Origin of the sequence: Streptomyces sp. NPDC005931 (genome assembly GCF_042871235.1) — a bacterium.
Taxonomy (GTDB): Bacteria; Actinomycetota; Actinomycetes; order Streptomycetales; family Streptomycetaceae; genus Streptomyces.
On sequence record NZ_JBIAIG010000008.1, the window covers coordinates 194,845 to 213,216 of the forward strand.

Here is an 18,372-nt window from a genome sequence, read left to right on the forward strand (position 1 = left end):
TGCTTGATTGTTTTAGGTCCCGGTGCCATGCTCCCCCCATGGCCGACCCGACGCCCGTGATCGATGACCTGTGTGCGGAGAGCGACGAACTCGACCGGATCGTGGCCGGGTCGAGCGAGGAACAGTGGGCGGTGCGGACACCCGCGCCGGGCTGGACCGTCGCCCACCAGATCGCGCACCTCGCCTGGACCGACCGCTCGGCGCTGACCGCCGTCACGGACGCGGACGGGTTCCGGAAGCTGGTCGAGGAGGCCCTCGCCGCTCCGCACTCGTTCGTGGACGAGGGGGCGGAGGAGGGCGCCCGGCTGCCCCCGGCCGAACTGCTCGCCCGCTGGCGCGAGGGCCGGGCCGCGCTCGAAGCGGCACTGCGGGCCGCGCCACCCGGGGCCCGCTTCCCCTGGTACGGGCCGCCCATGTCGGCCGCCTCCATGGCGACGGCCCGCCTCATGGAGACCTGGGCCCACGGCCTCGATGTCGCCGAGGCGATCGGTGTGACGCGCCCACCCACCGAACGGCTGCGGCATGTGGCCCGGCTCGGGGTGCGGACGCGGGACTTCGCCTTCGGGGTGCACGGCCTCACCCCACCCGCCGATCCCTTCCGCGTCGAGCTGACGGCACCCGACGGCAGCCCGTGGACCTACGGTCCCGAGGACGCCGCCCAGCGCGTCACCGGCCCGGCGCTCGACTTCTGCCTGCTGGTCACCCAGCGCGCCCACCGCGCCGACCTCGCCCTGGCCGCCGTCGGCCCCGACGCCGACCGCTGGCTCGACATCGCCCAGGCGTTCGCCGGTCCGTCCGGCGGCGGACGCCCGCCCCGGGGGGACGCCCGGTGACGGCGGCGCCCCTGCGCATCGGCAACGCGTCCGGCTTCTACGGCGACCGCTTCGACGCCCTGCGCGAGATGCTCACCGGCGGTGAGCTCGACGTCCTCACCGGCGACTACCTCGCCGAGCTGACCATGCTCATCCTCGCCCGGGACCGGCTGAAGGACCCCGCCGCCGGCTACGCCCGCACCTTCCTGCGCCAACTCGAGGACTGCCTCGGCATCGCCCACGAGCGCGGGGTGAGGATCGTGACCAACGCCGGCGGGCTCAACCCGGCCGGTCTCGCCGACGCCGTACGGAACCTCGCCGGCCGGCTCGGCATCGATGTGCGCGTCGCCCATGTCGAGGGCGACGACCTCACCGCCGCCCACCCCGGCAGCCTCGCCGCCCACGCCTACCTCGGCGGCTTCGGCATCGCCGCCTGTCTGCGCGAGGGCGCCGACGTCGTGGTCACCGGGCGGGTGACCGACGCCGCCCTGGTCACCGGGCCCGCCGCCGCCCACTTCGGCTGGGCGCCGACGGACCACGACCGGCTCGCGGGGGCCGTGGTCGCCGGACACGTGCTGGAGTGCGGGGCGCAGGCCACCGGTGGCAACTACGCCTTCTTTGCCGAGCGCCCCCGAGACGTCCTGCGGCCCGGCTTCCCGCTGGCCGAGATCCACGCCGACGGCAGCAGCGTCGTCACCAAGCACCCCGGCACCGGCGGCTTCGTCGACGTCGGCACGGTCACCGCCCAGCTGCTCTACGAGACCGGCGGCGCCCGGTACGCGGGCCCCGACGTCACCGCGCGGCTGGACACCGTACGGGTGCGCCGGGACGGGCCCGACCGGGTGCGGATCGAGGGCGTCGAGGGAGAGGCGCCGCCGCCCACGCTCAAGGTCGGCCTCAACCGCCTCGGCGGCTTCCGCAACGAGGTCGTCTTCGTACTCACCGGACTCGAGATCGAGGCCAAGGCGGCGCTCGTCCGCGAGCAGATGACCGACGCCCTCGCCGGGAAGCCGCCCGCCGAGGTGCGCTGGGACCTCGCCCGCACCGACCGGCCCGACGCCGCCACCCAGGAGACGGCCAGCGCCCTGCTGCGGCTGGTCGTGCGGGACCCCGACCAGGAGAAGGTCGGCCGTTCGTTCAGCGGCGCGGCGATCGAGCTGGCGCTGGCCGGCTACCCCGGCTTCCATGTGCTCGCGCCACCCGGAAAGGGCTCCCCCTATGGGGTCTTCCAGGATGTGTACGTCCCCCATGGCGCCGTCGACCATGTGGCCGTCCTCCACGACGGACGCCGCATCCCCGTGGCCCCGCCCCGCGACACCGCCGCACTCGCCGACGTACCGGAACCGGAGCTGCCGCAGCCCCTGCCCGCCGGGCCCACCCGCCGCGCCCCCCTCGGCCTCCTCGCCGGCGCCCGCAGCGGCGACAAGGGCGGGAACGCCAACGTCGGTGTGTGGGTGCGCGACGACGACGCCTGGCGGTGGCTCGCGCACGAGCTGACCGTCGAGCGGTTCCGGGCACTCGTCCCCGAGGCCGCCACCCTGCCCGTCACCCGGCACGTCCTGCCCCACCTGCGCGCCCTGAACTTCGTCGTCGAGGGCATCCTCGGCGAGGGCGTCGCCGCCCAGCACCGCTTCGATCCGCAGGCCAAGGCGCTCGGCGAATGGCTGCGCTCCCGCCACCTGGACATCCCGGAGGTCCTGCTGTGACGGTCCTCGACTCCGCCCTCGACACCGCCGGCCCCGAGTACCGGGCCAACCGCGAGGTTATGCTCGCCCGGCTCGCCGCCCTCGACGCCGAGCACGCCAAGGCCCTCGCGGGCGGCGGCGAGAAGTACGTCGAGCGGCACCGCAGGCGCGGCAAGCTGCTCGTGCGCGAACGCGTCGAGCTCCTCCTCGACCCCGACACGCCCTTCCTGGAGCTGTCCCCGCTCGCCGCCTGGGGCAGCGACTACACCGTCGGCGCGTCCCTGGTCACCGGCATCGGCGTGGTCGAGGGCGTGGAGTGCCTGATCACCGCCAACGACCCCACCGTGCGCGGCGGCGCCAGCAACCCGTGGAGCCTGAGGAAGGCCCTGCGCGCCCACGACATCGCGCTCGCCAACCGGCTGCCCGTGATCAGCCTGGTGGAGTCCGGCGGCGCCGACCTGCCCTCCCAGAAGGAGATCTTCATCCCGGGCGGCGCCGTCTTCCGCGACCTGACGCGGCTGTCGGCGGCCGGCATCCCGACCGTCGCCGTCGTCTTCGGCAACTCCACGGCCGGTGGCGCGTACGTCCCCGGCATGTCCGACCACGCGATCATGGTCAAGGAACGGGCCAAGGTGTTCCTGGGCGGCCCGCCGCTGGTGAAGATGGCCACCGGCGAGGAGAGCGACGACGAGTCCCTGGGCGGCGCCGAGATGCACGCGCGCGTGTCCGGCCTCGCCGACCACTTCGCCGTCGACGAACCGGACGCGCTGCGCCAGGCCCGGCGGGTCGTCGCCCGCCTCAACCACCGCAAGGCGTACCCGGACCCGGGACCGGCCGCGCCCCCCGAGCACGACGAGGACGAACTGCTCGGCGTCGTCCCCGGTGACCTGAAGGTCCCCTTCGACCCGCGCGAGGTGATCGCGCGAATCGTCGACGCCTCCGACTTCGACGAGTTCAAGCCCCTGTACGGGACCAGCCTGACCACCGGGTGGGCCACGCTGCACGGCTACCCGGTCGGCATCCTCGCCAACGCCCGGGGCGTGCTGTTCAGCGAGGAGTCGCAGAAGGCGGCCCAGTTCATCCAGCTCGCCAACCAGCGCGACATCCCTCTGCTCTTCCTGCACAACACCACCGGCTACATGGTCGGCAAGGAGTACGAGCAGGGCGGCATCATCAAGCACGGCGCGATGATGATCAACGCGGTGAGCAATTCGACGGTGCCCCACCTGTCGGTCCTCATGGGCGCCTCCTACGGCGCGGGGCACTACGGCATGTGCGGGCGGGCCTACGACCCGCGGTTCCTGTTCGCCTGGCCGAGCGCCAAGTCCGCCGTGATGGGCCCGCAGCAGCTCGCCGGCGTCCTGTCGATCGTCGCCCGGCAGTCGGCCGCCGCCAAGGGACAGCCCTACGACGACGACGCCGACGCGGCGCTGCGCGCCATGGTCGAGCAGCAGATCGAGTCCGAGTCGCTGCCCGCGTTCCTGTCCGGGCGGCTCTACGACGACGGCGTCATCGACCCGCGCGACACCCGCACCGTCCTCGGCCTGTGCCTGTCGGCCATCCACACGGCGCCCTACCGGGGTGCCCGCGGTGGCTTCGGCGTCTTCCGGATGTGAGGCCCATGATTACTTCCGTTCTTGTCGCGAACCGGGGCGAGATCGCCTGCCGCATCGTCCGCACCTGCCGCGAGCTGGGCATCCGGACGGTCGCGGTGCACTCCGACGCCGACGCAAACGCCCTCCACGTGCGCGTGGCGGACGCCGCGGTACGGCTGCCGGGGGTGGCGCCAGCCGACACGTACCTGCGCGGCGACCTGATCGTGAAGGCGGCGCTGGCGGCCGGTGCGGACGCCGTGCACCCCGGCTACGGCTTCCTCTCCGAGAACGCCCGCTTCGCGCGTGCCGTGCAGGACGCGGGCCTGGTGTGGATCGGGCCGCCCCCGGCGGCGATCGAGGCCATGGCGTCCAAGACGCGCGCCAAGGAGCTGATGGGCATCGAGCCCCTGCGGGAGGTCACCGAGGCCGACCTGCCGGTGCTGATCAAGGCCGCCGCGGGGGGCGGCGGGCGCGGCATGCGCGTCGTGCGGCGCCTCGCCGACCTGGACGCCGAACGGGCCGCCGCCCGCGCGGAGGCCGCGCACGCCTTCGGCGACGGCGAGGTGTTCGTCGAGCGGTACGTCGAGGGCGGACGCCACGTCGAGGTGCAGGTCCTCGCCGACACCCACGGCACGGTGTGGGTGCTGGGCACCCGCGACTGCTCCCTCCAGCGCCGCCACCAGAAGGTGATCGAGGAGGCCCCCGCGCCCGGCCTGTCCCCACGCCTCACCGGCGAACTGCACGCCCTCGCCGTGCGCGCCGCCCGTGCCGTCGCCTACGTCGGCGCCGGAACCGTCGAGTTCCTCGTCGCCGGCGACCGCGCGCACTTCCTGGAGATGAACACCCGCCTGCAGGTGGAACACCCCGTCACCGAGGCCGTGTTCGGCGTCGACCTCGTCGCCGGGCAGATCCGGGTCGCCGAGGGGGACGCCCTCGCCGGCGAACCGCCACGCGCGCGTGGCCACGCGATCGAGGCCCGCCTGTACGCCGAGGACCCCGCCCACGACTGGGCCCCGCAGACCGGCCGCCTGCACCGCCTCGCCGTGCCCGACGCGGTGCGCCTGGACACCGGCTACACCGACGGCGACGACATCGGCGTGCACTACGACCCCCTGCTCGCCAAGCTCGTCGCCCACGCGCCCACCCGAGCGGAGGCGATCCGCAGGCTGGCCGCCGCCCTGGAACGGTCGGTCGTCCACGGCCCCGTCACCAACCGGGACCTCCTCGTGCGCTCCCTGCGCCACGAGGAGTTCACGGCAGGCCGCATGGACACCGGCTTCTACGACCGTCACCTGGCCGGGCTCACCGAGGCCGCCCCGGACCCGTACGCCCCGCTCGCCGCCGCCCTCGCCGACGCGCACGGCCGCTCCCGCTTCGGCGGCTGGCGCAACCTGCCCGCACAGCCGCAGGTCAAGCGGTACCTGATGGCGGGGGAGGAGCACGAGGTGCGCTACCGCCACACCCGGGAGGGCTTCGCGGCGGACGGGGTGCAGGTGGTGCACACCGACGCGCGTCTCGTCGTCCTGGAGACGGACGGCGTGCGCCGCCGCTTCGAGGTCGCCCGCTACGGCGACCGGGTGTACGTGAACACCACCGCCCTCACCGCCCTGCCGCGCTTCCCCGACGCCGCCGCCCAGCACGCCCCCGGCTCCCTCCTGGCCCCCATGCCCGGCACGGTCGTCCGCATCGCCGAGGGCCTGACGGAGGGAGCCGCCGTCCGGGCCGGGCAGCCCCTGCTGTGGTTGGAGGCGATGAAGATGCAGCACCGGATCACCGCCCCGGCCACCGGAACGCTGAGCGCCCTGCATGCGAGCCCCGGACAGCAGGTGGAGCCCGGCACCCTCCTCGCCGTCGTGGATTCCCACGCCCCCTGAAGGGCGCGGGGAACCGCGAGAAACCACCGACCACCCGTACCCCGGAGGATCGAGTGACCAGCCCCGACGAATCCCAAGAACACCAGGCTCTCCGCCAAGCGGTCGCCACGTTCGCCACCCACCACCCCCGCACCCCCGGCACGGACCCCCGGCCGTTCTGGCAGGAGGCCGCGAAGCTCGGCTACATCGGCGTCAACCTGCCGGAGGCATACGGGGGTGGCGGCGGAGGCATCACCGAGCTGTCCCTCGTCCTGGAGGAGATGGGCGCCGCCGGCAACCCCCTGCTGATGATGATCGTCTCCCCGGCGATCTGCGGAACCGTCATCTCCCGCTTCGGCACCGCGGCCCAGAAACGGGAGTGGCTGCCCGCCCTGGCCGACGGCAGCCGTCTGATGGCCTTCGGCATCACCGAGCCCGACGCCGGCTCCAACTCCCACCGCATCACCACCACCGCCCGCAGGGACGGCACCGACTGGCTCCTCACCGGCCGCAAGGTGTTCGTCTCGGGGGTCGACATCGCCGACGCCACCCTCATCGTCGGCCGCACCGAGGACGCCCGCACCGGGCGCCTCAAGCCCTGCCTGTTCATCGTCCCCCGCGACACCCCCGGATTCGGGCGCCGGAAGATCGACATGGAACTGAGCGCCGCCGAGAAGCAGTTCGAGCTGACCCTCGACGACGTGCGGCTGCCCGCCGACGCGCTCGTCGGCGACGAGGACGCGGGTCTGCTCCAGCTGTTCGCCGGCCTCAACCCCGAGCGCATCATGACCGCCGCCTTCGCCATCGGCATGGGCCGCCACGCCCTGTCCAAAGCCGTCGCGTACGCGCGCGAGCGCACCGTGTGGAACGCCCCCATCGGCGCGCACCAGGCCATCGCCCACCCCCTGGCCGAGGCGCACATCCAGCTGGAACTGGCCCGCCTGATGATGCAGAAGGCGGCCCGCCTCTACGACGCCGGGGACGACATGGGCGCGGGCGAGGCCGCCAACATGGCCAAGTACGCGGCCGCGGAGGCGTGCGTGCGGGCCGTCGACCAGGCCGTGCACACGCTCGGTGGGAACGGCCTCACGCGCGAGTTCGGCCTCGCCTCGCTGATCACCGCCGCGCGCGTGTCCCGTATCGCGCCGGTGAGCCGGGAGATGATTCTCAACTACGTCTCCCACCAGACCCTGGGCCTGCCCAAGTCGTACTGACGCCCGCCGACAGCGTTTCGGCGCGGGAGGAGGAACCATGTTCCGCAGCGCGTACGCAGACGTTCCGCCCGTCGACCTCCCCATCCACGACGCGGTGCTCGCACGGGCCGCCGGGTTCGGGAACACCCCCGCCCTCGTCGACGGCACCGACGGCACCACCCTCACCTACGAGCAACTGGACCGCTTCCACCGCCGGGTCGCCGCCGGCCTCGCCGAGGCCGGGGTGCGCAAGGGGGACGTCCTCGCCCTGCACAGCCCCAACACCATCGCGTTCCCGACCGCCTTCTACGCGGCCACCCGCGCGGGCGCCGCCGTGACCACCGTCCATCCGCTCGCCACCGCCGAGGAGTTCGGCAAGCAGCTGCGGGACTCCGGGGCCCGCTGGATCGTCACCGTCTCCCCGCTGCTGGACACCGCGCGCAGGGCCGCCGAACTCGCGGGCGGCGTGGAGGAGGTCTTCGTCTGCGACGGCGCGCCCGGCCACCGCTCACTGATCGACATGCTGGGCTGCACGGCCCCCGAGCCCCGGGTCGCGATCGACCCGGCCGAGGACGTCGCCGCCCTGCCGTACTCCTCGGGCACCACCGGCGTCCCCAAGGGCGTCATGCTCACCCACCGCCAGATCGCCACCAACCTCGCCCAGCTCGAGCCGGCGATCACGGCGGCGCCCGGCGACCGCGTCCTGGCGGTGCTCCCGTTCTTCCACATCTACGGTCTGACGGCGCTGATGAACGCCCCCCTGCGCCAGGGAGCCACCGTGGTCGTCCTGCCGCGCTTCGACCTGGAGACGTTTCTCGCCGCCGTCCAGAACCACCGCATCACGGCCCTGTACGTGGCCCCGCCGATCGTCCTGGCCCTCGCCAAGCACCCGTTGGTGGACCGGTACGACCTGAGCTCGCTGAAGTACGTCGTCAGCGCCGCCGCCCCGCTGGACGCCGCGCTCGCCGTCGCCTGCGCGCAGCGGCTCGGCCTGCCGCCCGTCGGGCAGGCGTACGGCATGACGGAGCTGTCGCCCGGCACCCACGTCGTCCCCCTGGACGCCATGCGGGAGGCGCCCCCCGGCACGGTCGGCAGGCTGATCGCCGGCACCGAGATGCGCATCGTCTCCCTCGACGACCCGTCCCGGGACCTCGGCCCCGGCGAGTCCGGCGAGATCCTGATCCGCGGCCCCCAGGTGATGAAGGGCTACCTCGGCCGCCCCGACGCCACCGCCGCGATGATCGACGAGGACGGCTGGCTGCACACCGGCGACGTCGGCCACGTCGACGAGGACAACTGGCTGTTCGTCGTCGACCGGGTCAAGGAACTCATCAAGTACAAGGGCTTCCAGGTCGCCCCCGCCGAGCTCGAGGCGCTGCTGCTCACCCACCCCGGCATCGCCGACGCGGCCGTCGTCGGCGCCCTCGACGACGACGGCAACGAGATCCCGCACGCCCACGTCGTCCGCCGGCCGTCCGCACCGACGCTGACCGAGGGCGAGGTCATGATGTACGTCGCCGAACGCGTCGCCCCCTACAAGCGGGTCCGTCGCGTCACCTTCATCGACGGCGTCCCGCGCGCCGCCTCCGGAAAGATCCTTCGCCGCGAGCTCAGGGCGCACAAGGAGCCCTCGTGACCCTGGTCCACATCACGCGGGAGCGGGGCGTCGAGACCCTCGTCCTCGACGCCCCGCAGCGCCGCAACGCCCTGTCCGCCGCCCTGGTCGGGGAGCTGACGGCCGCGCTCGCCGGCGCGGGAGAGGACACCGGGGTCCGCGCGGTGGTCCTCACCCACACCGGCACCACCTTCAGCGCCGGCGCCGACCTGCGCGACCCGCCCGCCCCGGACGCCCTGGTCGGGCTGCTGCGGCGGATCGTCGAACTGCCGAAACCGGTCGTCGCACGGGTCACCGGGCACGTCCGCGCGGGCGGCCTCGGCCTGCTGGCCGCCTGCGACGTCGCCGCCGCCTCGCACGCGGCCACCTTCGCCTTCACCGAGGTCCGCATCGGTGTCGCGCCGGCCGTCATCTCCCTGCCTCTGCTGCCGCGCACCGACCCGCGGGCGCTCGCCCGCTACTACCTCACCGGTGAGCGCCTCGATGCCGCCGAGGCCACCCGCATCGGCCTCGTCACCGCGTGCGGCGACGACGTCGACGAGGTCCTCGCACCCGTTCTGGACGGCCTGCGCCGGGCCTGCCCCGAGGCCCTGGCCGAGACGAAGCGGCTGCTCACGGCTAGGGTGCTGGAGACCTTCGACCGGGACGCGGCCGGCCTGACCGCGCTCTCGGCCCGGCTGTTCGCCTCCGCGCACGCGCGCGAGGGCATGACGGCCTTCCTCGAGCGACGGGATCCGGAATGGGTGGTGTGAGCACGGCCGACCGTGCGGAACGAGTCCCCAAGCAGGACCGCAGCCGGGTGACCCGGCAGCGGCTCCTGGAGGCCGCCGTGGCCTGCCTCGCCGAGCGCGGCTGGGCGGGCTCCACGGTCTCCGTCGTCGCCGAGCGCGCCGGTGTCTCCAGAGGCGCGGCCCAGCACCACTTCCCGACCCGCGAGGACCTCTTCACCGCCGCCGTCGAGTACGTCGCCGAGGAACGCTCCACCGCCCTGCGCGCACTCTTCCCCGAGGGCGCGGCCGCAGCCGACCGCCGCGCGGTGGTCTCCGCCCTCGTCGACCTGTACACCGGTCCGCTCTTCCGGTCCGCCCTGCACCTGTGGGTCGCCGCCTCCAACGAGGAGCAGCTGCGCCCGCGGGTCACGGAGCTGGAGTCCCGGGTCGGCCGCGAGACCCACCGCATCGCCGTGGACCTGCTCGGCGCGGACGAGACCCGTCCCGGCGTCCGCGAGACCGTCCAGGGCCTGCTCGACATGGCCCGCGGCCTCGGCCTGGCCAACCTCCTCACCGACGACACGGCCCGCCGGGAGCGGGTGGTGGCGCAGTGGGCGGCGCTGCTGGACGGGGTTCTGGACTGACATGGGCGACCGGTTCCAGGTGATCGTCGACCTCGACGCGGACGAGGCGGACGCCGGCCGGCTCGCCCAGCGGGTGGTGGAAGGGCTCGTGGCGGAGGGCGTCGTCCTCGCCGAACGCACGAGATGCGTCCCCGGCGGGCCCCCGGGGCATCCGCCGGGCCCGCACTGGGAGCGCGCGGTGAGCGACGACTGGGACGTCGAGCCCTCGGACGGACTCGCCGTGCACACCCGCCGCACCGGCTTCACCAGCGGCGCGGACCTGCCCGGCGCGGCCGTGTGCCCGCGCTGCGCGGCGTCCACCCCGCTGGGGGACGCGGCCTGGCAGCGCGTCGGCACCGCCATGCGGAAGTGGTCCGACACCGGCGCCGCAGCCGTCGACTGCCCCGCCTGCGCGGCCGCCGTCGCCCTCCCGGACTGGACCTGGGACGAGGCCCCGCTCGCCTTCGGCTGCCCGGGCTTCGAGTTCTGGAACTGGCCCGAGCTCACCGGCGCCTTCCGCGCCCGGCTGACCGGGCTGCTCGACGGCCACCGCACCGTGTACCTCTGGGGAAAGATCTGAGGCGTCCGGGGAGCGCGCTCAGGGGCCGAGCCGCTCCACCCGCCAGCTCCCGTCCGCCTCGGCGACGTACCGCAGCCGGTCGTGCAGCCGGTTCTCCCGGCCCTGCCAGAATTCCACCTCGCGCGGGACCACCCGGAAACCGCCCCAGTGCGGCGGCACCGGCACCTGCTCGCCCTCCGGGTACCGGGCCGCCAGCTCCGCGTACACGGCGTCCAGCTCCGCGCGGCCGGCGATCACTGAGGACTGGCCGCTGGCCCAGGCGCCCAGCTGGGAGCCGTGCGGCCGGGTGCGGAAGTAGGCGGCCGTCTCGTCGCGGCCGGTGCGCCGGGCGGGGCCGATGACGATGACCTGCCGGGCCATCGGATGCCAGGGGAACAGCAGCGAGGCGTGGGGGTTCTCGTCCAGCTCGCGCGCCTTGCGGGAGTCGTAGTTGGTGTAGAAGACGAACCCCTGCTCGTCGAAGTGCTTCAGCAGCACCGTCCGGGAGCTGGGCCGGCCCGCCGCGTCCGCCGTGGAGACGATCATGGCGTTCGGCTCGAACAGCCCGCCCTCCGTCGCGGCCTGCCGGAACCATGCCGCGAACTGCTCGACGGGGGTGGGGGCCAGGTCGGTCTCGGAGAGCCCCTCGGTCCGGTACTGCTTGCGCATCGAGGCGAGATCGAAGGGGGCGGCGTCTCGGTCGGTCACGCCGTCATCCTGCCGCATGGGCGGACCGGGGTGACCGGCACGGTGGCCTTCGTCACTGAGTGGCACTGAGTGCCGCGAACTCTCCCCAACTCTGGCACTCGGGGATATCGTGCTGGTGCTGATCCGGTTGGGTGGCCGCCAGCCGGGCATCACAGGGGTGACGTCCCGGACCGCGAGTCCTCACCGACGACCGCGGATCCACCGGACGTGCGTCTGCTTCCGCCGACTGACTGACACATGGTCGTCCACCCCACAACACCATCTGTCACCCACATCACGAGGAGCCGCCTGATGTCCGACTTCGTACCCGGGCTCGAAGGAGTCGTCGCGTTCGAGACGGAGATCGCCGAACCGGACAAGGAGGGCGGCGCTCTCCGCTACCGGGGCGTCGACATCGAGGATCTGGTCGGACACGTCTCCTTCGGCAACGTCTGGGGACTGCTCGTCGACGGCGCCTTCAACCCCGGCCTGCCGCCCGCCGAGCCCTTCCCGATCCCCGTGCACTCCGGCGACATCCGCGTCGACGTGCAGTCGGCGCTCGCCATGCTGGCCCCCGTGTGGGGACTGAAACCGCTCCTCGACATCGATGCCGAAGAGGCCCGCGACGACCTCGCCCGGGCCGCCGTCATGGCCCTGTCCTACGTCGCCCAGTCCGCGCGCGGCCAGGGCCTGCCCATGGTGCCGCAGCGGGAGATCGACAAGGCGCAGTCCGTGGTCGAGCGGTTCATGATCCGCTGGCGGGGCGAGCCCGACCCCAAGCACGTCGCGGCCGTCGACGCGTACTGGACGTCGGCCGCCGAGCACGGCATGAACGCCTCCACCTTCACCGCGCGGGTGATCGCCTCGACCGGCGCGGACGTGGCTGCGGCGCTCTCGGGTGCCGTCGGCGCCATGTCGGGCCCGCTGCACGGCGGCGCCCCCTCGCGCGTGCTGCACATGATCGAGGAGATCGAGCGCACCGGGGACGCCGAGGCGTACGTCAAGCGGACCCTCGACAAGGGCGAGCGCCTCATGGGCTTCGGGCACCGCGTCTACCGCGCGGAGGACCCCCGCGCCCGCGTGCTGCGCCGTACCGCGCGTGAACTGGGCGCCCCGCGTTTCGAGGTCGCCGAGGCGCTGGAGAAGGCCGCCCTGGCCGAGCTGCACGCCCGCCGCCCCGACCGGGTGCTGGCCACCAACGTGGAGTTCTGGGCCGCCATCGTGCTGGACTTCGCCGAGGTCCCGGCGCACATGTTCACGTCGATGTTCACCTGCGCCCGCACGGCCGGCTGGTCGGCCCACATCCTGGAGCAGAAGCGCACCGGGCGCCTGGTCCGCCCCTCCGCCCGCTACATCGGCCCGGGCAGCCGCGACCCGCGCGCGATCGAGGGCTACGAGGACATCGCCCAGTGATTCCGGGAGTCACCGCGTCACGGGGACACACAGTGGCTCCTCGAGTCCCGTAACGCAGACGACCCGCGAGTCTGGTCCTCCAGTGGAGGGGCCGGCCGGACGTACCGGCGACTCGCGGGTCGGGTGACTGCTGGGATTGGGCCGGCTGCGCGCTCGTCTCACGCGCTGGTCCGGCACCGCACGGAATGTGGTGACGGGCCGCTAGCCCGCAGCCACCTCACGCGTCCGGTATTCACACATCTGCCGAACCACCTCCCTTCTCGTGTACCAGGAACCCTAGGAACCGCCCGGCGCGGGATCAACCGCTTTTTCGGGAAAACCGGCGGGCGGCGGCGTCCGGAGGGAGTTCACGGAGCCGCTGACGGGGAATCGTCGCAGTACAACGATTACTGCAATCTTGTGGGAACCCGGTGTGCGCTGGGTCACGTTCAAGTTGAATGATGGCGAGTGAGCGAACCGGCGTGCCGTACGTGCGGACGCAGCCTGCAGGGGGTCCAGGTGAGTGCTTCCCGGCGTAGTGGGATCACCGACGAGCTGGGGCCGGACGAGCCCGGGCGGGAGAGCTCGGACGGGTCCGACCTGCTCGCCGCGTTGTTGGACGGCATGGACGCCGCCCTGTGCGCCTTCGACGCGGACGGGGTGGTGACCCACTGGAACCGCGAGGCCGAGCGCATCCTCGGCTGGTCCGCCGCCGAGGCGGTGGGGCGGCAGGGGTTCGCCGGGTGGGCGGTGCGCAGCGCGGACGCCGAGGAGGTCGAGGCGCGGCTGATGTCCGCCATGGACGCGCCGGGCCGGCAGGTGCACGAGTTCGCGCTGCTGACCAAGGACGGCGGCCGGGTGCTGGTGCGGACGCAGTCCGCCGCGGTGCGCGGCCCGGACGGCAGGCCGGCGGGCGTGTACTGCGCCTTCAGCGAGGTGCACGCGCAGATCGACCTGGAGCGGTCGATCGCGCTCAGCGAGGCGCTGCTGGAGGACGCGAGCTGGGGTGTCGTCCTCGTGGACGCCGACCTGCGGCCCGCGGTGGTGAACGCGCACGCCGCGCGGGCGCTGGGCACCGGGCGCACGACGGTGCTGGGCCGGCCGCTCGGCGAACTGCTGGCCCAGGGCGTCGAGGAGCTGGAGAGCGCGCTGGCGCACGTGCTGGCCGAGGGCGCGCCGCCGGCGCCCGCGGAGATCTGGGTGAGCGTACGGACACCGGAGGGCGAGCGCCGCAGGTGCTGGCGGAGCGGGTTCGTCCGGCTGGCGTCGCCGCTCGCGGAGGAGCCGGTTCCGCTCGGCGTGGGCTGGCTGTTCCAGGACGTGACGGAGGCGCGGCAGGGCGAGCAGGAGGCGTCGCTGCTGAGGTTCCGCGCGCAGCAGCTGCACCGCGCGGCGCGGGCCGCGGCGGAGTGCGAGGACCCGGCGGAGGCGGTCACGATCCACCTGGACTTCGCGCTCGCCGGATTCGCCGACCACGCGCTGATCGACCGGCTGACCGGCGGCGCGCCGACCGACACGGCCGGCGGGTCCGAGGCGCTGCGCCTGGTCCGGATCGCCGCGACCCCGTCCGGCGCGCCCGGCCCCAGCCGGCTCGCCGGCCGGGCGGGACTGCCGGTGCGGTACGAGGAGGGCCACCCGGCGCTCCAGTGCGTGACCCGGGCCGGCTCGGTCCGCGCCGGGGCGGGCAAGCTGTCCCCGCGAGAGGCCCGCGCCTGGGCCGAGGCCCGCCAGTGGCCCTCGGACGCGGTCCACGCCCTGTGCACGGTGCTGCGCAGCCGCGGCCGCACCCTGGGCGTCGTCACGTTCCTGCGCACCGCCGCCCGCAACGCCTTCGAACGCACCGACACGATGTACGCGGAGGACGTGGCCGTGCGCATCGCCACCTCCCTGGACCTGGCCGCTCTGACGGGCGACGGTGGGGACTGACGCCCGGCCGCCCCGTGCCCCTCGCGCTCCGGGCCGGGCGCGTGCGGCCCGCTCGTGCCCCGGGCGGCGGCTCAGTGAAGGTAGAAGATGCGGTCCCGGTACTGCTCGAAGACGCGGGCGTTCCAATCGTGGCCGCCGTCGACGTTGCCGGAGCGCAGGAGCGGCGGTTCGATGCCCCGGTCGGCGAGGGTGGCGGCCGTGGTGGCCATGACGGCCTGGAGGAGGGCGGTCGTGACGACCGTGGAGGCCGGGGCGAAGGGCGCCGGGACGTCGTCCAGGGTGAGTTCCGCGTCGCCGACCGCGATCCGGGAGTCGAGGACGACGTCGCAGTGGTCCTTGAGGAACGTCCCCGAGGAGTGCCGGGACGTCGTCCGCGTCGCGTACGCCACCGAGGTCACGCCGATCACCCGCGCGCCGAGGGAGCGGGCGTGTATGGCCATCTCCACGGGCAGCGCGTTGCGCCCGGACAGGGAGACGATCACCAGCGCGTCTCCCGCGCGCAGCGGGGACGCGTCGAGCACGGCGGTCGCGAGCCCGTCGACACGCTCCAGGGCCGAGCCCAGCGTGGCCGGCGTGACGTCGACGCCCACGGCGCCCGGGACGGTGAGCAGGTTCATCAGGGCCAGGCCGCCCGCGCGGTAGACGAGGTCCTGTGCGGCCAGCGAGGAGTGCCCGGCGCCGAAGGCGAACAGCCGGCCGCCGTCCGCCACCGTGTCGGCGAGCAGCGTGCCCGCGGCCGCGATGGCGCCGGCCTCCTCGTCGCGGACCCGCTGCAACAGGTCGATCGCGGCGTCGAGGAACTGGCCGGCCGGCGTGCGGTCGCTCATGCGGGTTCCCTTCCGGGGTGGCTGTGTCGCGGATCACCGTGCGGTCTGGACCAGTGCCGTGTCAATACGGCCGACCCCTCCCGCCGTAGGGCGGGGCGGAGGCGGAGAGAGGGGGCCGAGGTCGTGCGGGGCCCCGCGCCGCCGGGCCGGAACCCCGCGTTCCCACGGTGCGGCACGGTTGTCGGCCGCATGCGTCAGAATTGAGGTCTGGGCCAGCGCACGCGCCGGTGAGCCGTCCAGCCTCCGGCACAGCTAATCGCAGAGCTAATCGAGGGGCACGTATGTCCGGACTGATCGACACCACGGAGATGTATCTCCGCACCATCCTCGAGCTGGAGGAGGAAGGTGTGGTCCCCATGCGTGCCCGGATCGCCGAGCGGCTCGACCAGAGCGGGCCGACGGTCAGCCAGACGGTGGCACGGATGGAGCGCGACGGCCTGGTGTCCGTCGCCAGCGACCGGCACCTGGAGCTGACCGACGAGGGCCGTCGGCTGGCCACCCGCGTCATGCGCAAGCACCGCCTCGCCGAGTGCCTGCTGGTCGACGTGATCGGCCTGGAGTGGGAGCAGGTGCACGCCGAGGCCTGCCGCTGGGAGCACGTGATGAGCGAGGCCGTCGAGCGCCGTGTGCTGGAGCTGCTGCGGCACCCGACCGAGTCGCCGTACGGCAACCCGATCCCGGGCCTGGAGGAGCTGGGGGAGAAGGACGGTGCCGACCCGTTCCTGGACGAGGGCATGGTGTCGCTGGCCGATCTCGACCCCGGGATCGAGGGCAAGACGGTCGTCGTGCGCCGGATCGGCGAGCCGATCCAGACGGACGCGCAGCTGATGTACACGCTGCGCCGGGCGGGCGTGCAGCCCGGCTCGGTGGTCAGCGTGACCGAGTCGGCGGGCGGTGTGCTGGTGGGCAGCGGCGGCGAGGCGGCCGAGCTGGAGGCGGACGTCGCCTCCCACGTGTTCGTCGCCAAGCCCTGATCCCGGCCACCCGCCGACGGTCCGTCAGGTGCCCCAGCACGCCGGTTTGTTGCCACACCGGCGCGATCCCGTCGATTCCAAGATCCAGTGCGGCGAATCGCAGCGCCCGCCCGGAATCACGTGCGAGGCTGTCGCGTGAGGCATATGACCTGAGGAGCTCTTGGCCGGCACCGGACAGCGATGTCGCCCGGCCGGGGAGGGGCGGGACGATGTGCCGTGACCACGTGAAGGGCCCCGGCGCCACGTGGCGCCGGGGCCTGTCCTCCCCTGTGCTGACCCGGAGCCCCGAGCTCTCAGGGTCATTCCCCTCGGACCGGTTTCCCCGAGCGGTCCGCCTCCCGCTGAAGATCTCCCCTCGGCGACGACGATCAATCCTTGAGGGGGGTCACTCGAACGAGGGGTGTTGTCGGCCGAGACGGCGTTTTCGAATACGCATTCGATAGTCTTCCCGGGGTGATGCGCCAAGCGGAACACGCGCTACAAGGATGTACGCGACACCCGCACGGCCCGCACGCGCCGGTGGGCGCGCAGCGGTGGCAGCACCGACGACAGCGGCAGCAGCAGGCAAGGCAAGCACGGCAGACAGCGGAGCTTGGGGGTGCCAGGACCATGGCGCGACGCATCGACGTGACCGGGGCGGACGGCGTACGTCTCGCGGCCTGGGAGTTCGGCGACCCGCCCAAGCCCGGGACCGAGGACGCTGCGCGGGAGTCCGGTGCGGCCCGGGGCGCCCCCGGGGTGCTGTTACTGCACGGACTGATGGGCCGTGCCTCGCACTGGGCCTCCACCGCCCGCTGGCTCTCCGCGCGGTACCGGGCCGTCGCCCTCGACCAACGGGGCCACGGCCGCAGCGAGAAGCCCCCGCACGCGTCCTTCACCCGGGACGCCTACGTCGACGACGCCGAGGCCGCGCTCGAACAGCTCGGGTTCGGTCCCGCCGTCCTCGTCGGCCACGCCATGGGTGCGCTGACCGCCTGGCAGCTTGCCGCCAAGCGCCCCGACCTGGTGCGCGGCGTGATCATCTGCGACATGCGGGCCTCCGCGCTCGGCGCGGCCTCGCAGCGCGAGTGGGCGGAGTGGTTCAAGGCCTGGCCGGTGCCCTTCGCCACGCTCGCCGACGTCCGAAAGTGGTTCGGCGAGGACGATCCGTGGGTGGAACGGCCGAATCCGGCCCGGGGCGAGTTCTACGCGGAGGTGATGACCGAGGCGCCGGACGGCTGGCGTCCGGTCTTCGACCCGGAGCAGATGCTGCGCTCCCGGGAGACCTGGGTGTACGACGCGCACTGGGAGGAGCTGGCCCAGGTGCGCTGCCCCGCGCTGGTGGTCCGGGGACTGGACGGCGAGCTGGGTCGGGCCGAGGCCCAGGAGATGGTCCGCGTGCTGCCCCGCGGTCAGTACGCGGAGGTCGCCGACGCCGGTCACCTGGTCCACTACGACCAGCCGGAGGGCTGGCGGTCGGCGATCGAACCGTTCCTGGACACCCTGCGCGAACCCTGACCCGCCCGGGAGACGCCCGCGCTTCCCGCTCGTCCCTGGGAGCCGCACGGCCCGGCCCCCGCCCCGTGGCCCCCGGCTGCCCCGTGCCCGGCTGCCGTGCCTGTCCCGGGCTGTCCGCCTTCCCCTCCACGCCTGTGCCAGGCCGTTCGCGCAGCCTCCGCGCCCATTTGGGGCCGTCCGCGTCCGCCTCCGCGCCTGTGCCGGGCCGTCCGTCTCCGGTAGTCGGCCTCGTCCCGGGTCGTCCGTGCCTGTGCCGGGTCGTGTGTGCCTGGCGCGGCTGCCCGTCCCCGGCTGCCGTGCCTGTGCCGGGCTGTCCCGCGCAGCCTCCGCGCCCATTTGGGGCCGCCCGCCTCCGCGCCCGTCCGGGCCGCCCGCGTCCGCCTCGCGCCTGGGCCGCCCGCGCACGTCCCCCGCCGCCGGGGGC

The 18,372-nt window shown here is 73.9% G+C and carries 15 protein-coding genes; 13 read left to right on the forward strand and 2 right to left on the reverse strand.

Annotation, left to right across the window (positions count from 1 at the left end; genetic code table 11):
- Positions 1 to 38 precede the first annotated feature (38 nt).
- The 9 genes from ACFYOV_RS20410 to ACFYOV_RS20450 are packed head-to-tail and all read left to right on the forward strand — an operon-like array spanning position 39 to position 10,666.
- Complete coding sequence (locus ACFYOV_RS20410; RefSeq protein ID WP_389089496.1) at positions 39 to 833, forward strand: TIGR03084 family metal-binding protein; 795 nt, start codon at positions 39 to 41, stop codon at positions 831 to 833.
- Positions 830 to 2,518 carry an acyclic terpene utilization AtuA family protein gene (locus ACFYOV_RS20415; RefSeq protein ID WP_389089498.1) on the forward strand — a complete coding sequence of 563 codons (1,689 nt, stop codon included), beginning with the start codon at positions 830 to 832 and terminating at the stop codon, positions 2,516 to 2,518. The genes ACFYOV_RS20410 and ACFYOV_RS20415 overlap by 4 nt, the downstream gene beginning before the upstream one ends.
- Positions 2,515 to 4,113 (forward strand): acyl-CoA carboxylase subunit beta, encoded by a 1,599-nt coding sequence (locus tag ACFYOV_RS20420; RefSeq protein WP_389089500.1) that lies wholly within the window; start codon positions 2,515 to 2,517, stop codon positions 4,111 to 4,113. Before ACFYOV_RS20415 ends, ACFYOV_RS20420 begins: the two co-directional genes overlap by 4 nt.
- Positions 4,114 to 4,118: 5 nt before the next feature.
- Complete coding sequence (locus ACFYOV_RS20425; protein WP_389089501.1) at positions 4,119 to 5,966, forward strand: acetyl/propionyl/methylcrotonyl-CoA carboxylase subunit alpha; 1,848 nt, start codon at positions 4,119 to 4,121, stop codon at positions 5,964 to 5,966.
- 53 nt (positions 5,967 to 6,019) lie between these two features.
- The gene (locus ACFYOV_RS20430; protein ID WP_389089503.1) at positions 6,020 to 7,159 is read left to right on the forward strand and encodes an acyl-CoA dehydrogenase family protein; all 1,140 of its coding nucleotides are present in this window, start codon (positions 6,020 to 6,022) and stop codon (positions 7,157 to 7,159) included.
- Between the two features lie 37 nt (positions 7,160 to 7,196).
- Complete coding sequence (locus ACFYOV_RS20435) at positions 7,197 to 8,774, forward strand: 4-coumarate--CoA ligase family protein (protein ID WP_389089504.1); 1,578 nt, start codon at positions 7,197 to 7,199, stop codon at positions 8,772 to 8,774.
- A complete protein-coding gene (locus ACFYOV_RS20440; protein ID WP_389089506.1) occupies positions 8,771 to 9,505 on the forward strand; it encodes an enoyl-CoA hydratase family protein in 735 nt (244 codons plus the stop codon). The genes ACFYOV_RS20435 and ACFYOV_RS20440 overlap by 4 nt, the downstream gene beginning before the upstream one ends.
- Entirely contained in the window at positions 9,493 to 10,107 is a 615-nt protein-coding gene (locus tag ACFYOV_RS20445) for a TetR/AcrR family transcriptional regulator (RefSeq protein WP_389089508.1), read from the forward strand. Before ACFYOV_RS20440 ends, ACFYOV_RS20445 begins: the two co-directional genes overlap by 13 nt.
- Position 10,108: 1 nt before the next feature.
- The gene (locus ACFYOV_RS20450) at positions 10,109 to 10,666 is read left to right on the forward strand and encodes a hypothetical protein (RefSeq protein ID WP_389089510.1); all 558 of its coding nucleotides are present in this window, start codon (positions 10,109 to 10,111) and stop codon (positions 10,664 to 10,666) included.
- Positions 10,667 to 10,684: 18 nt separating this feature from the next.
- On the opposite strand, the gene pdxH is transcribed toward ACFYOV_RS20450, so the two are convergent.
- Positions 10,685 to 11,371: a pyridoxamine 5'-phosphate oxidase gene (gene pdxH, locus ACFYOV_RS20455; protein WP_389089511.1), complete on the reverse strand. Its 687-nt coding sequence runs from the start codon at positions 11,369 to 11,371 to the stop codon at positions 10,685 to 10,687.
- A gap of 273 nt (positions 11,372 to 11,644) precedes the next feature.
- On the opposite strand from pdxH, the gene ACFYOV_RS20460 reads away from it, so the two are divergent.
- The gene (locus ACFYOV_RS20460) at positions 11,645 to 12,745 is read left to right on the forward strand and encodes a citrate synthase 2 (protein WP_389089512.1); all 1,101 of its coding nucleotides are present in this window, start codon (positions 11,645 to 11,647) and stop codon (positions 12,743 to 12,745) included.
- A 498-nt stretch (positions 12,746 to 13,243) separates the two neighbouring features.
- Positions 13,244 to 14,650, forward strand: a complete 1,407-nt coding sequence (locus tag ACFYOV_RS20465) for a PAS domain-containing protein (protein WP_389089514.1) — start codon at positions 13,244 to 13,246, stop codon at positions 14,648 to 14,650.
- A 71-nt stretch (positions 14,651 to 14,721) separates the two neighbouring features.
- Here the strand turns inward: ACFYOV_RS20465 and ACFYOV_RS20470 are convergent, their stop codons facing one another.
- On the reverse strand, positions 14,722 to 15,477 hold the full coding sequence (locus ACFYOV_RS20470) for an SIS domain-containing protein (RefSeq protein ID WP_389089515.1): 756 nt from the start codon (positions 15,475 to 15,477) through the stop codon (positions 14,722 to 14,724).
- A gap of 281 nt (positions 15,478 to 15,758) precedes the next feature.
- Between ACFYOV_RS20470 and ACFYOV_RS20475 the strand changes: the two genes are divergently transcribed.
- Positions 15,759 to 16,451 (forward strand): metal-dependent transcriptional regulator, encoded by a 693-nt coding sequence (locus ACFYOV_RS20475; RefSeq protein WP_389089517.1) that lies wholly within the window; start codon positions 15,759 to 15,761, stop codon positions 16,449 to 16,451.
- A 609-nt stretch (positions 16,452 to 17,060) separates the two neighbouring features.
- Positions 17,061 to 17,948 (forward strand): alpha/beta fold hydrolase, encoded by an 888-nt coding sequence (locus ACFYOV_RS20480; protein WP_389089518.1) that lies wholly within the window; start codon positions 17,061 to 17,063, stop codon positions 17,946 to 17,948.
- Positions 17,949 to 18,372: the final 424 nt, after the last annotated feature.